The following is a 14,438-nucleotide window of genomic DNA, read 5'->3' on the forward strand; positions in this document are numbered from 1 at the left end:
CGGCCGTGCCCACCGTCTGGGCGGCGATCCGATCGGCGCGGCTCGGTGCGAATCCGGCGCCGTCGAGCGTGCGTGCCAGTTCCGCCTCGGTGTGCGCGGACACGTCGTTGAGCTGACCGGCCTGCTCCGGCGGCAGCCATTCGGGGATATCGATCTGGGTGTCACCGAACCGCAGCTTGCCCTCGGGCGCCTCGATCGGCGCCACGGTGCCGAGCCGCGCCGGATCGGGCAGGTGCAGCCGCTCGATGTCGATCGCCGCCAGCGCGCCGGGCTCGGGTATCGCTCGCACCCCCGTGGCGGAGTCGCGGCCGACGTAAACGTGCGGCGCATCCTCCTCGGGGGTGACCGGCACGCCCGCGGTGGGCGCGGGGCTGTAGGCCGGGTGCGCCGCCGTGGCCGCGCCGGTGGCCAAGAACGCGGCCGTCAGCGGTAGCGCGCCCATCGCGACCGCGGAACCCAAGCGCCGACGGCGCGCAACCGGATCACCCTGCTGGCGTTTGCCCATGGATCACCTCTCTGTGCGAATGTCAACGAATGTCGAACATTCGGACCCATCGGGCAGTTCGGATGGGTCGGGTCATCCAGCGCTTGTTTCGTGGTCAGATGTACGAATGAGCCGAAAAGTCTAGTTCGCCACGGATTTGCCAGGGTCGCTCGGTGTTTCGCTCGCCGCACCGGCAGGGCCCTTGCCGCCGAGTTCGGCGCGCACCTCGCGCCCGTCGTCGTCGTTGCCGTTCATCGCCTCGAGGGCCAGGCGCGCGAACACCCACTGCTCGGTGGCGGCCATCTGCCCGCGGTTGCGGCCGATGAACGCCACGAACCACTGGAACACGGTGACCGTCCGGCTGCGGTAGCCGATGAGGTAGTAGAGGTGCAGCACCAGCCAGATGAGCCAGGCGAGGAACCCGCCGAACTCGAGCTTGCCGATCTGGCACACCGCGTTGTACCGCGACACGGTGGCCATGCTGCCCTTGTTGAAGTACTTGAACGGCTTGCGCTGCTCCGGCGTCTGCTTGCCGCCCTGCTCGGCCTTGATCTGCTTGGCCGCGTACGTCGCGCCCTGGATCGCGCCCTGCGCCTGGCCGGGCACATTCGGTACCGACATGAGGTCGCCGACGACGAAGACGTTCGGGTAGCCCTTGATGGTCAGGTCGGGCTCGACGACGACGCGCCCGGCGCGGTCCACCTCGGTCCCCTTCGACTGGTCGGCGAGCAGCTTGCCCAGCTCGCTGGCCGCCACGCCCGCCGACCACACCTTGCACGCGGCCTCGATGCGGCGTTCGCTGCCGTCCTTGTCCTTCACGGTGACGCCGCGCGCGTCGACGCCGGTGACCATGGCGTTGAGCTGAATCTCCACGCCCATCTTCTCCAGCCGGCGCTGCGCCTTGCCGCCGAGCTTCGGGCCCATCGGCGCGAGTACGGCACCGGCGCCCTCCAGCAGGATGACCCGGGCGTCGCGCGGATCGATGTTGCGGAAGGTGCCCTCGAGGGTGCGATCGGCGAGTTCGGCTATCTGCCCGGCCAATTCGACGCCGGTGGGGCCCGCGCCGACCACCACGAAGGTCATGAACCGGTCGCGCGCCTCCTGGGTCTTGGCCAGCTCGGCCTCCTCGAACGAGCCGAGAATCCGGGCGCGCAACTCCAGGGCGTCGTCGATCGTCTTCATGCCCGGCGCGTAGGTGGCGAACTTGTCATTGCCGAAATAGGACTGCTGCGCGCCGGTGGCCACGATCAGGCTGTCGAAGGACGTGACGGTGTCCTCGTTCAGCAGTTCCGAGGTGACGGTGCGGTTGATCAGGTCGATGGAGTGCACCTCGCCGAGGATCACCTGCACGTTCTTGTACTTGCGCAGGACGAGGCGGGTGGCGGGGGCGATCTCGCCGGTGGACAGGATGCCGGTGGCCACCTGGTAGAGCAGCGGCTGGAACAGGTGTGTGGACGTCTTCGAAATCAGTACGACATCGACGTCGGCGTGCTTGAGATGCTTGCACGCGAACAAGCCGCCGAAGCCGGATCCGATCACCACCACGCGGTGGCGACGGTGCTCGACAGTCTCGGTACTCATCTCGGGCTCCTCGCCGGACGTACGGTTTGCGTCAGGTTCACGGTAGTCGGCTACCCAGCGGCAGTCACGATGAACTCCCACTGTCGGCGAGTCTCGGCGCGGACGGCGTGGCGACCGAGTCCGCCGCCACCGTTATCGGCCCGACCAGCCGTTCGGCGCCGATGCTCTCGACGGTCGGCCACAGAAATGCCGCGAGACGCTCGACGTAGTCCTCGCGCGATCGCGTCGGATCCTGCGCCCAGGCTTCGGCCGACATCAGGATGGCGCCGACGGTCGCGGTCGCCCAGATCCGCGCGAGCGCCGGGTCGGCGTCCAGGCGGCGCAGGATGGTGTCGAAAACCGCGGTGGCCCAATCGGATACGCGGGTGAAGAACGGGCGGTGCTCGGTGTCGCCGCTCTCCAGCCGCTGCATCATCACGTGGTGCAGGTTCGGGTTGGACTCGACGAAGTCGCACATCAGGCGCACCACGGCGAAGAGCAGCCGCCGGGCCGGCAGCGGCTGGGCGAGGACGGCGTCCGCCGCGGCGATGATGTTCTCCATATGCCGCTGGGCGAGGGCGTCTATCAGTGCTGGGAGGTCCGGGAACACTGCGTACACCGCGGTGCGCGCGTAGCCTGCCTCCGCAGCGACCTGGGCGATCGTCATATGGGTGCCCGCCCGCTCGATCACGCGCTCGGCGGCGTCGAGGATTTCCGCGCGCCGCTGCCCGGGGGCGGGGGGTGGCCCCGGCGGGCGGCCCCGCGGCCGCGACGTGTCCCTTGTCACAGCGTCCACTCTACAGGTAATGTACAAGCTGTACTTTAAACGGGAGGCTTGCCATGGTCAGCGTCGACCCTCGAGCGCATCGTGCCGAACGAGAGAACCTCGGTTTCATCGAAATTCCGGACCGCCATCCGATCGACCGGATGCTGCGCCTGCTGCCCACCCGCGAGCAGACCCTCGCGACACCGCCGCGCGGCAGCGGGCGCCGGGCCGTGCACGGCGACGCCGGACTGCCGTACCTCGGACGCACCCTGCAGTACCTGCGCTGGGGCCCGGCGGAAATGCTGGACCGCTACCACCGCTACGGCCCGGTCGGCTACAACCGCTCGCTCGGCGTGGACCGGGTGCTGGTGGCGGGCCCGCAGGCGGTCGACGAGGTAGTGGGCAAGCGGCGCAACGATTTCGGGCAGGGCTGGGACTACCTGATCGGCCCGTTCTTCCGGCGCGGCCTGCTGCTGCTGGAATTCTCCGAGCACATGTTCCACCGGCGGATCATGCAGCAGGCATTCACGCGCGAGCGGCTCGAGGCGCATCTGGCCGAGCTGGCTCCCGTGGTGGACGCGTCCATCGATCGCTGGGCGCGCACGGGTTCGCGGCAGGTGCGGCTGTATCCGACGGTCAAGGATATGACCCTGGACATCGCCGCCGAGACGTTCATGGGCGTGCACACCGGTCCCGAGCGCGAGCGGCTCGGGCAGGCGTTCGTCGACAGCACGCACGCGCCGCTCGCGCTGGTGCGGCTGCCGCTGCCCGCCACCGCGTGGCGGGCCGGGCTGCGCGGGCGAAAGGTGCTGGAGGAGTACTTCACCCGGATGCTGCCGGAGAAGCGGCGCTCGCAGGGCGCGGACTTCTTCTCCGCGCTGTGCCACGCCCGGACCGAGGACGGGGAGACGTTCTCCGACGAGGACGTCGTCAACCACATGATCTTCCTGATCATGGCCGCGCACGACACCACGACCACCACGGCCACCGCCGTCGCCTACTACCTGGGGCGGCATCCGGAATGGCAGCGGCGGGTGCGCGCCGAGGCCCTCGCTCTGCGGGAGCGGACCGGTGGCGCGCCGCCGACCATCGCCGACCTGGACCAGCTGCGCGACCTGGACCTGGTGATCAAGGAGAGCCTGCGGCTGGTGCCGCCGGTGCCGGGCCTGGTGCGCCGCGCGGTGCGCGATACCGAGATCTGCGGACACTACATCCCCGCCGGGACGCAGGTCGACGTCGCCTACGGCGTCAATCACCTGCTGCCCGAACTGTGGTCGCACCCGGCGCGTTTCGATCCGGAGCGGTTCAGCCAGGACCGCCGCGAGGACAAGTCGCACCGGCTGGCCTGGATGCCGTTCGGCGCGGGCGCGCACAAGTGCATCGGCATGCATTTCGGCCTGCTCGAGGTGAAGGTGATCCTGGCCGCGATGGTCCGCGACTACGAATGGCGAATCCCCGACGACTATCTGATGCCGTGGGGATTCACCACCATCCCGTTCCCGCGCGACGGGGCGCCGATGGTGCTGCGGCGGCGGTAATCGGCCGTCCCTAGCGGAACAGCAGCTCCGCGACGTGCGTCGTGGTCTGCTCGCCGTCGGTGTAGCCGCCCTGGTTGCCGACGTCGTTCATGATCGCGACGGTGAAGCGCTCGTCGGGACCGGCGAAGCCGACCGAGTTGACCACCCAGCCGCCCTGCTCGTCGGACCAGCCGTTCTTGAGGCCGGGACGCATGCCGTCGCCCGCGCCCCAGACGCCCCAGTGCTGGTTGGTGTCCACGCTGCGCATGCGGTCGAGCAGGTACGCGCGGTCGTCGGGGTGCATCGTGTCGAGCACGTTGTTCATCAGCCGGTCCAGGTCCGCGGGCGAGGCCTGCAGGAAGCCCCAGTCCGGGAAGGGGTGGCGGGGGTCGGTGGTCGGATGCGGGGTCAGCCCGGTCATGCCGTTGGCGCGGAAGGCGTTGACGAACGCCATGCGGTCCGGCCCGGCGTACTTGTTCCAGAGGTAGTCGGCGGCGGCGTCGTTGGAGGTGGCCAGCATGGATTCCAGCTGGCGCCGGTCCTCCGGGGTGAACACGATGGCCCCGACGCGGGCGCGGTTGATGACGTCCTCCGCGATGGCGAGCTTGATCGTGGACGCGGTCCAGAACATGGACTCGGCATTGCCGTTGGAGTAGACGTTGCCGGTAACCCGGTCGCGCACAACGTAACCCGTGGTTCCGGGCCTGCCTGCGAGATAGGAGTCGACGGCGGCGATGCGGCTGCCGAGATTGCAGTCACCGGCGCAGCTCTGGTGGGTGGGCAGCGCCGAGGCGGGGGCGGACTGCAGGACGGGGGCACCCGCGATCAGGACGACGGCAACGGCGCAGGCGCCGGCGGCCAGGCGGGTGGGACGAGTGGCGCTCGAGGCGGCCCGGGGATAACGCACGGTGAGCCAGGATAGCCACCGTGGCGCTCGTCTCGCACGTCTTGAGCTCAGCCGCCCGGTGTGCTAGCGGTGGCGGAGGTTGGGGCGCATCGTTTTTCAATGCGGTGATCTTTCAATGCTGTGATTCTTCAACGAAATGCGGCGAGCAGATCTTCGACGCTGCGGCCGTTGAGCCGGTAGCAGTGGGCGAAGGCCTCGGCGTGGCCGTCGCGGGGCCAGGCGTGTAGGACGGCGGCCCGGCCGTAGTGGCGCGAATTGATCAGCTCCCAGCGATCACCGACCCGGCGGACCGTGAAGCCGGATCTCGGCAGCAGGGGAATCACCGTCGCAGACATGAACCGAACCAGCCTTTCGATACTGCTCTCCCGTTACCTCCCCGCCGAGCACTGTGGCACATCACACCGCGGCGTCAGGTGTGACACGCGGGGGCGAATTGCGGCCATCGGAGACCGCCGGGCATGATGGGCGATTCGGTTGTGTTGCTGGGAATTTGGTGTTCTCGGTCATTTCGGCCAAAGGGGTGGTCAGCGACCGAACGGGCAGATAACCGGAATGGGACCGACGGGTATGTCACCGGAAGTCCGAGTCGCGGCCCGGGATCGGGTGCCGAGGTTTGTAGGATCGGCCAGCGACAGGCAACCACCAGGCATCCGGGCGGATCAGGGACGGACCAGCGAGCGGAGAGGCGGCCGATGGCGCTGCACATCCACCGAGCCGAGCGTGCGGACACGCTCGCCGGTGCGCTGGCGACCCTGCTCTCGCGGCCACTGCCCGACCCCTTCGCCGCCGATGTGGTGGCGGTACCGGCGAAGGGCGTGGAGCGCTGGCTGAATCAGCGGCTGTCGGCCGTGCTGGGTGCGACGGAGGGCGACGGGGTTTCGGCGAATATCGACTTTCCGTCGCCGTCGTCGCTGGTGGCGGCCGTGCTCGCCGGGACGGGCGAGGTACGGGCGGAGGACGATCCGTGGGCGCCCGAACGCATGGTCTGGGCACTGCTGCGGGCGCTGGACGCCTCCGTATCCGAGCCGTGGTGCGCGGTCCCGGCCCGCCACCTCGGCGCCGGGGCGGACGGCGGAACCCATCGGTCGGGGCGCCGGTTCGCCACCGCGGCGCGGATCGCGGCGCTGTTCGACGGCTACGCGACCCAGCGCCCCACGCTGATCACCGACTGGACCGCGGGCGCCGACACCGACGGTTGCGGGGCGCCGCTGCCCGAGGACCTGCGCTGGCAGCCCGAGCTGTGGCGGCGCCTGCGCGCGGAACTCGGCAGCCCGAGCCCGGCCGAACGGCTCGAATCCGCCTGCGCGCGACTGCGATCCGAGCCGTCGATCATCGATCTGCCGCAACGCCTCTCGGTCTTCGGCGTGACGCGCCTCACCGCCGATCAGCTGGCGGTGCTGTCGGCGCTGGGGGAGGGGCGCGATGTGCACCTGTGGGTGGTGCATCCGAGTCCGGGGATGTGGGCGGCGCTGGAGACCCGCGGTGCCGGAGTAGGCGGTGAGTCGGCGGTATCGCGAGCGGCGGAGGGTGGGAAACCGGCGACCGGCGCGGGTGCCGTGGGGGTGCCCGAGGCCGGTGTGGGCTCGGTCGGGGTGCCCAGGGCCCTCGACGGCAGCAGTCTGGCGGTCGCGCATCCGCTGCTGGCGGCGCTCGGGAGGGATGCGCGGGAGCTGCAGCAGCGGCTTCGGGCCCTCGGGCCGGTGGTCGACACCTTCCACCCGACCGATGGTGGAACCGGTTCGCGCACTGTGCTTTCCGGGCTGCAGGCCGGGATCCGCGGGGATCTGTGGCCGCCCGCCGAGGCGATTGCGGCCGACGGGACCGTGCAGGTGCACTCCTGTCACGGCCCGGCGCGGCAGGTCGAGGTGCTGCGCGATGTGCTGCTCGGGGTGTTCGCGGCCGACCAGTCGCTGGAGCCGCGCGATGTCGTGGTGATGTGCCCGGACGTGGAGAGCTACGCGCCGCTGGTGCGGGCGGCGTTCGGGCAGTCGCAGAGCGAAACCGGCGGGCGGGCACCGCATCCGGCGCACGGGCTGCGGGTCCGGATGGCCGACCGGTCGCAGGGCTCCGCCAACCCGGTGCTGGCCGTGCTGGAGGGGCTGCTCGGACTGGCGGACGGGCGGGTGACCGTCACCCAGGTGCTGGATCTCGCTGCGGCCGAACCGGTCCGGCTGCGCTGCGGATTCGACGACGACGATATCGAGCGGCTGCGGGAGTGGGCTGCCGAGACCGGCGCGCGGTGGGGCATCGGGCAGCGGCAGCGCCAGGCGTTCGGGCTCGGCGACTTCGCCCAGAACACGCTGAACGCCGCCGTGGACCGCATCCTGCTCGGCGTCACGGCGGGCGAATCCTCCGAGGACTGGCTCGACCTGGCGCTGCCGCTCGAGGATGTCGACTCCGGCGATGTCGACCTGGCCGGGCGGTTCGCCGAATACACCGACCGGCTCGCGGTGTGCGTGCGCGACCTGCGCGGGCCGACCCCCGCCGAACCTGCCGGATCGCCGCGGCCCGCGCGCGAGTGGGCGCAGGTGCTGGCCCGCGCGCTGGATCTGCTCACCGACGTCGCCTACGCGCAGGCGTGGCAGGCCGTGCAGGCGCGCCGGGAGCTGGCCTCGGCGCTGGACCACGCGGGCGATATCCCGTTGCGGCTGACCGACATTGCCGCACTGCTGCAGTCCCGGCTCGCCGGGCGGGGCCTGCGGGCCAACTTCCGCACCGGCGAGCTGACCGTGTGCACGATGGCGCCGCTGCGCTCGGTGCCGCACCGGGTGGTCGTGCTGCTCGGGCTCGACGACGACGTGTTCCCGCGCCCCGGCGGGGCCGACGGCGACGACGTGCTCGCGCGCGAGCCGCGGGTGGGTGAGCGCGACGCGCGCAGCGAGGACCGGCAGCTGCTGCTGGATGCGATCATGGCGGCGGGGGAGCGCCTCGTACTGCTGCACACCGGCGCCGATCCGGTCACCGGCGCGTACCGGCCGCCCGCCATACCGGTCGCGGAGCTGCTCGACGTGCTGCAGGCACACACCGATGGGCTCGACGGGGTGGTGACGCGGCATCCGTTGCAGGCCTTCGACAGTCGCAACTTCGACCCGGTGCGGCCGTTCAGCTTCGATACCGCGGCGCTGGCGGGTGCGCGGGCCGCGGGCCGCCCGGCGCGCGAGCGGGTGGCCTTCCTGCCCGAACCGCTGCCCGCCACGGTGCGCGCGGATGTGGAACTGGCGGAACTGGTGTCCTTCGTCGAACATCCGGTGCGCGCGTTCCTGTGGCAGCGGCTCGGCATCCGGGTGCCGGAGGAAGAGGAGGAGATCGACGAGCGACTGCCGATCGAACTCGACGGGCTCACCAAGTGGAACATGGGCGAGCGCATGCTGGCCGCCCGGCTCACCGGGGCCGATCCGGCGGCGCTGCGCGCGGCCGAGTGGCGGCGCGGGACGCTGCCGCCCTTCGGGCTGGGCGCGGCGGTGCTGACCGAGGTGGAGGACACCGTGGACCGGCTCGTGCGCGTCGCCCAGCCGATCCACGAAATTCCTTCCCGCACCATCGATATCGCGGTCGACCTCGGCGACGGGAGGCTGCTCAGCGGGACCGTGCCGGAGGTGCACGACGACGCCGTCGTGCGGACCACCTTCTCCCGGCTGGCCCCGAAGCACCGGATCGCCGCCTGGGTGCGGGTGCTCGCGCTGGCCGCCACCGAGCGGAACCAGACCTGGCGGGCGGTCACCATCGGCCGCGGCCGATTCGGCCGTCCCGCTTGGCGTTCCACGCTGACCGCGCCCAATGCCGCTGCGGCGCAATCGATGCTGCGCGACCTCGTGGAGCTGCGCGACGAGGGTCTCATCGGGCCGCTGCCGATCGCACCGACGGCCTCGTCCGTGTACGCCGAACGGCGCTGCCAGGGCGCGAGCGCCGACGATGCGCTGCTGGCGGCGGAACAGGAATTCCTCGGCGGCCCCAACGGCCCCAAGGCATTCGGCGACCACACCGACCGCTACCTGCGCTACGTCTGGGGCCCGGCCCCTCGGCTGGACCACCTCGACACCCCCCTGCCCGAACCCGACCCCACCGGCGAGACCACCCGCTTCGGTGCCCTCTCCCGCCGCCTGTGGAACCCGTTGCTCGCCTGCGAATCCCAGGGGCAGCCATGACCGACGAACTCTTCTCCCTCACCGACCTCGACCCGGCCCCGCCGCCCCGCCGCCGTCCCCGCACGCCCCCGGTCGAACACCACGCCACACCCTCGGAGCCGACCGAAGACCTCTTCGCAGTCGACAACCCACCCCCGGAGCCTGACCAGCCGGCCGAAGAATCGCCGCCCGAGACGGCCGACACGCGCGCGCCGTCCACCCCGGGCCCAGTTTCCGCACCCCCTATTGGTTCCCGCACCCCTTCCAGCCCCCCGCAAGGGGTGCGTGAACACGCAAGTAGTGCGGGAAACGAGGACAACCCCGGGTTGCCCGCGCTGGACACGGTTCCCGCACGCGTTGCTGGTTCGCGCACCCTTTCCAAGGCGCCGCAGGGGGTGCGGGAACCGGCAGAGGGTGCGGGAAGTGTTGGGGGCGTGGGGGATCGGTTCGAGATGTGTGGGGAGTTGCCTGCGGGGACGACCGTGCTGGAGGCGAGTGCGGGGACCGGGAAGACGTATGCGATCGTCGGGCTGGCGGTGCGGTTCGTGGCCGAGGCGGGGGTGGATGTTTCGGAGCTGCTGCTGGTGACGTTCAGCCGGGCCGCCACGCAGGAGTTGCGGGAGCGGACGCGGGACAAGTTCGTGGCGGTGGCGGCGGCGCTGGCCGACGCGGAGACCGCCCGCGACAGCGACGACGAGCTGATCCGGCACCTGGCGCGGGCCGAGGCGGCCGAGGTCGGGCGGCGGCGGGCGCGCCTGCTGTCGGCGCTGTCGGACTTCGACTCCGGCACCATCGCCACCACGCACAGCTTCTGCCAGCGCATGCTCGACGAACTCGGGCTGGCCGGGGAGCACGATCCGCGGGTGCGTCTGGTCGAGAACGTCGACGACCTGGTCGCCACCGTGGCCGACGACCTGTTCCTGGCCCGGTACGCCCGCGGCGGCCCGCCGTTCTCGGTGAAAGAGGCGCATCAGCTCGCCGCCGCGGCCGTGCAGGACCGGCACGCCCGGCTGGTACCCGACGAGGAGATCGGCGACCACCCGGCCGCCGAACGCGTCGCCTTCGCGGCGGCGGTGCGGGCGGAAACCGAACGGCGCAAACGGCTTTCGGGCCTGCGCGACTTCGATGACCTGCTGGTGCTGCTGCACGAGGTGCTCGCCGACCCGGTGCACGGCGAGCGCGCCTGCCGCCGCATCCGCGAGCGCTACCGGGTCGCCCTGGTGGACGAGTTCCAGGACACCGACCCCCTGCAGTGGGACATCCTGCGGCGCGCCTTCCACGGCCACGCCACCCTCGTCCTGGTCGGCGACCCGAAACAGGCCATCTACGCGTTCCGCGGCGCCGAGGTGCTCAGCTACCTGGATGCGGTGGCACACGCGGACACCCGCCGCGAGCTCACCACCAACCGGCGCAGCGACGCCGGACTGCTCGGCGCGCTGGAGCACCTGATGACGGGTGCGGCCCTGGGGCACAAGGAGATCACGGTCTCGTCGGTCGCGGCGGTCCGCCCGCACACCCGGCTCAACGGGACCGTCGAACCGCCGATCCCGCTGCGGCTGCGGTTGCTGCCGCGGGCGGGCGCCGGTCCCCGCAACGCCGCCGGATTCCCGGCGGTCGGCAGGCAGCGCGCCCGCGTGGCCGACGATCTGGCCGCCGATATCGTTCGGCTGCTCGATTCGGGCACGCATCTGGACGAAAATCCCCTGGGCCCCGGCGATATCGCGGTCCTGGTGCGCACCCGCGCGCAGATCGATCTCGTGCGCGCCGCGCTGGACAGGGTGGGCGTGGCCTCGGTGCTGGCGGGAGGTGCCAGCGTTTTCGGCACCCAGAGCGCCGTCGACTGGCTGTGGCTGCTGCGGTCGCTGGAACAGCCGCATCGCGCCGACCGGGTCCGCCTGGCCGCCGGAACGCCGCTGCTGGGCCTGTCGGCCCTGGAGATCGACTCGGGCGGTGCGGATCTGGTGGGCAGGCTGAGCCAGCAGCTGCGGGAATCGGCCCGGTTGTTCGCCCGATCCGGATTCGCGGCCGTGTTCGAAAAGCTCTCGGCCGAAACGGAACTCGCGCCGCGGCTGCTCGCGGTGGCGGGTGGCGAACGACAGCTCACCGACCTGCGTCACATCGCGCAGCTGCTGGACCGGGTGGCGCTGCGGGAGTCGCTGGGCCTGACGGCGCTGACCCGCTGGCTGGCCGACCGGGTGCGCGACCCGGCGTCGGGTGCGGTGTCCGACCGCAGCCGCCGTCTCGACCGCGACGCCGCCGCCGTGCAGATCGCCACCGTGCACGCGAGCAAGGGTCTCGAATTTCCGGTCGTGTACGTGCCTTTCGCGTGGGACAGCGCCAAGAACCCGAACCCGGTGACGCTGCTGTTCCACGACGGTCCGGACCGCGTGCTGGACGTCGGCGGCCCGGAGGCCCCCGGCTACGGCGAGCGCAAGCGGCGCAGCGAGGCGGAGGAGGCGGGAGAGGAGCTGCGGCTGCTCTACGTGGCGCTGACCCGGGCGCAGAGCCAGGTGGTGGCCTGGTGGGCGCCCGCCTACGGCACCGCGTTCGCGCCGCTGCACCGCATGATCCTGGGCCGGATGCCGGGCAGCGCCGAGGTACCCGGCAAGTGCGAGGTCGCACCGGATCCGGCGGTGCTGGAACAGCTTTCGGCCTGGGCCGCGACGGCGGGGCCCGGCCTGGTCGCCATCGAACCCGTGACGAAGGTGCCCGCCGTGCGGCCGCGGTGGGATCGCGCGGAATCCGAGGCGGGAGAGCTGGCGGCGGCGACCTTCGACCGCGTCGTCGACACCGACTGGCGCCGCACCTCGTATTCCGCGCTGACGGCGGGCGCGCACGATGGTCATGCCGTCGCCGAGGAGACCCCGGGCTCCGACGAACCGGCCGCGCCCGCGGAACTCGATGCGGACGCGGAAATCGCCGGTGCCGCACCGTCGTTGATGAACGACCTGCCCTACGGCGCCGAGTTCGGCACGCTGGTGCACGGCGTCCTGGAACTGGTGGACACCGACGCGCCCGACCTGGCGACGGAGGTGCGGGCCCGCTGCGCTCACGCCATCGAGGAACTGATGGCCGACATCGATCCGGACGCCCTCGCCTCGGCGCTCCTGGCGGTCCTGCACACACCGCTCGGAAACGGCAGTCTCGCGGCGATATCCAGCCGCGATCGGCTCAACGAAATGGACTTCGAGCTGCCCCTGGCCGGAGGTGACACCCCACGGGCCGAACGGGTCACACTGCGGTCCATCGCGGCACTGCTGCGCAGGCACCTGCCCGAGGACGACCCGTTCGCCTCCTACGCCGACCAGCTCGACACCATCGACGACAGCGTGCTGCGCGGCTATCTCACCGGCAGCATCGACGCCGTGCTGCGGGTGCCGGGCCCGCGGTTCGTCGTCGTCGACTACAAGACCAATCGCCTCGGCACCGACGATCTCACCGTCGCCCATTACACCCGCGAACGCATGGCCGCCGAGATGATGCGCTCGCACTACCCCCTGCAGGCCATCCTGTATTCGGCTGCCCTGCACCGGTACCTGCGTTGGCGCCTGCCCGACTATTCGCCCGGCCGCCACCTGGGCGGCATCAGCTACCTGTTCGTGCGCGGCATGATCGGTCCCGAAACCCCGCCCGGCTGCGGTGTATTCGACTGGGACCCGCCGGTCGCGCTGGTGGAGGAGCTGTCGGACCTGCTCGCGGGTCGGTTGTCCGGAGATACGGAGAACGGCCGATGACCGCGATTCAGTTGGCGCAGCGGGCAACCGGGCTGCTGCGCACCTTCAATGCGGCAGGCGTGTTGTCCGCCGCCGACGTGCACGTCGCGCTGCGCCTGGGCAGGCTGGGGCGCGAGGAGTCCGAGGCGGTGCTGCTGGCGGCCGCGCTGGCGGTGCGGGCGGTGCGGTCCGGATCGGTCTGCCTCGAACTGCGGCGCATGCACGAAATCGGCGTGGACGGAGAGGGTTTCGACACCGACGGCGATCCCGACGCGATCGATCCGGCGACGCTGCCGTGGCCGGATGTGGACGCGGTCCTCGCGGAACTCCGGGCCAGCCCGCTGATGACGGGCAGTGCGGCCGGTCCGCTGCGGCCGCTGCGCCTGATCGAACCGGAGGGCGCCGGACCGCTGCTGTACCTGGACCGGTACTACCGGCAGGAGCAGACCATCCGCCACGCGCTCACCGAGCGCGCGGCCTCCCACCCGCTCATCGACCCGGAAACCGTTCGGCAGCAACTGGACCGGCTGTTCCCGGAGACGGCGGGTCCGGGCGATCCGCTGGACCGCCAGCGGGTGGCGGCGGCGCTGGCGGCCACGCACTGGACCACCGTGGTGGCCGGTGGCCCGGGCACCGGCAAGACGCACACCATCGCCCGCATCCTGGCGCTGCTGGTGGCGCATCAGCAGGTGGTGCCGAACGCTCCCGCGCTGCGGATCGCGATGGCGGCGCCCACCGGGAAGGCGGCCGCGCGCCTGCAGGAATCGGTGCGCGAGCAGGCGGGTGAGCTGGCCCTGCCGGAGCTGACGGCCGCCACCCTGCACCGCCTGCTGGGCTGGCAGCGCGGCGGTGTCACCCGCTTCCGCCACCACGAATTCAACCGGCTCCCGTACGACATCATCGTCGTCGACGAGACCTCCATGGTGTCGCTGACGATGATGAGCCGCCTGCTGCCCGCGGTCCGTCCCGACGCGCGGCTGGTGCTGGTCGGCGATCCGGATCAGCTCGCCTCGGTGGACGCGGGCGCCGTGCTCGCGGACCTGGTCGCGGGACCCGTTGCGGCACAGCCCAATCCGGTGCTCGACGAGGTGCTCGGCACCGGTGCGCCCCATGCCGACGCACTCACCGCCCGCGAGCAGGACCGGTTGCGCGGCGGCATCATCCGCCTCACCCGGGGCCGTCGCTTCGGCGGCCGGATCGCCGAACTGGCGGTCGCGGTGCGCGCGGGTGACGCCGACACCGCCCTCGCGCTGCTGGCCGACGGCGGCGACGAGCTGTCGCTGCAGGCGCCCGAGGAGACGGCCGCGGTTCGGAGCGACGTCGTGCGCACGGCGCGGGAGTCGACGGCGGCCGCCGAGCGCGGCGCG

General features: G+C 71.5%; 8 protein-coding genes and 1 pseudogene. 4 read left to right on the forward strand and 5 right to left on the reverse strand.

Going from position 1 to position 14,438, the window contains the following annotated elements:
* The 3 genes and pseudogenes from NM1_RS39850 to NM1_RS39860 all read right to left on the reverse strand — a co-directional run.
* A pseudogene (locus NM1_RS39850) lies at positions 1-505 on the reverse strand (hypothetical protein); the annotation flags it as partial.
* 120 nt (positions 506-625) lie between these two features.
* Positions 626-2,065, reverse strand: a complete 1,440-nt coding sequence (locus tag NM1_RS39855; protein WP_068032895.1) for an NAD(P)/FAD-dependent oxidoreductase — start codon at positions 2,063-2,065, stop codon at positions 626-628.
* Between the two features lie 64 nt (positions 2,066-2,129).
* Positions 2,130-2,831, reverse strand: a complete 702-nt coding sequence (locus NM1_RS39860) for a TetR/AcrR family transcriptional regulator (protein WP_169814409.1) — start codon at positions 2,829-2,831, stop codon at positions 2,130-2,132.
* 53 nt (positions 2,832-2,884) lie between these two features.
* Here NM1_RS39860 and NM1_RS39865 point away from each other — a divergent pair, with 53 nt between their 5' ends.
* Positions 2,885-4,348 (forward strand): cytochrome P450, encoded by a 1,464-nt coding sequence (locus NM1_RS39865; protein WP_068032899.1) that lies wholly within the window; start codon positions 2,885-2,887, stop codon positions 4,346-4,348.
* A 10-nt stretch (positions 4,349-4,358) separates the two neighbouring features.
* Here the strand turns inward: NM1_RS39865 and NM1_RS39870 are convergent, their stop codons facing one another.
* Together NM1_RS39870 and NM1_RS39875 are read right to left on the reverse strand one after the other, a co-directional pair.
* Positions 4,359-5,234 (reverse strand): serine hydrolase, encoded by an 876-nt coding sequence (locus tag NM1_RS39870; RefSeq protein ID WP_174556963.1) that lies wholly within the window; start codon positions 5,232-5,234, stop codon positions 4,359-4,361.
* Positions 5,235-5,362: 128 nt separating this feature from the next.
* The gene (locus NM1_RS39875) at positions 5,363-5,569 is read right to left on the reverse strand and encodes a hypothetical protein (RefSeq protein ID WP_068032901.1); all 207 of its coding nucleotides are present in this window, start codon (positions 5,567-5,569) and stop codon (positions 5,363-5,365) included.
* A 357-nt stretch (positions 5,570-5,926) separates the two neighbouring features.
* Between NM1_RS39875 and recC the strand changes: the two genes are divergently transcribed.
* The 3 genes from recC to NM1_RS39890 all read left to right on the forward strand — a co-directional run.
* Positions 5,927-9,379, forward strand: coding sequence for an exodeoxyribonuclease V subunit gamma (gene recC / locus NM1_RS39880; protein WP_068032903.1), 3,453 nt, complete (start codon positions 5,927-5,929; stop codon positions 9,377-9,379).
* 431 nt (positions 9,380-9,810) lie between these two features.
* Positions 9,811-13,092 (forward strand): UvrD-helicase domain-containing protein, encoded by a 3,282-nt coding sequence (locus NM1_RS39885; RefSeq protein ID WP_068032908.1) that lies wholly within the window; start codon positions 9,811-9,813, stop codon positions 13,090-13,092.
* Positions 13,089-14,438: AAA family ATPase (locus NM1_RS39890; protein ID WP_068032905.1), on the forward strand; the 1,350-nt coding region annotated here is incomplete at its 3' end. The genes NM1_RS39885 and NM1_RS39890, both read left to right, overlap by 4 nt.

This window comes from Nocardia mexicana NBRC 108244, assembly GCF_001613165.1.
In the GTDB taxonomy this organism is placed as follows: Bacteria; Actinomycetota; Actinomycetes; order Mycobacteriales; family Mycobacteriaceae; genus Nocardia; species Nocardia mexicana.

What these genes read in the sequence shown, in the direction of transcription:
- NM1_RS39855 (WP_068032895.1), bottom strand. Translation starts at nt 2,065, where the DNA reads ATGAGTACCGAGACTGTCGAGCACCGTCGCCACCGCGTGGTGGTGATC.
- NM1_RS39865 (WP_068032899.1), top strand. Translation starts at nt 2,885, where the DNA reads ATGGTCAGCGTCGACCCTCGAGCGCATCGTGCCGAACGAGAGAACCTC.
- NM1_RS39875 (WP_068032901.1), bottom strand. Translation starts at nt 5,569, where the DNA reads ATGTCTGCGACGGTGATTCCCCTGCTGCCGAGATCCGGCTTCACGGTC.
- recC (WP_068032903.1), top strand. Translation starts at nt 5,927, where the DNA reads ATGGCGCTGCACATCCACCGAGCCGAGCGTGCGGACACGCTCGCCGGT.
- NM1_RS39885 (WP_068032908.1), top strand. Translation starts at nt 9,811, where the DNA reads ATGTGTGGGGAGTTGCCTGCGGGGACGACCGTGCTGGAGGCGAGTGCG.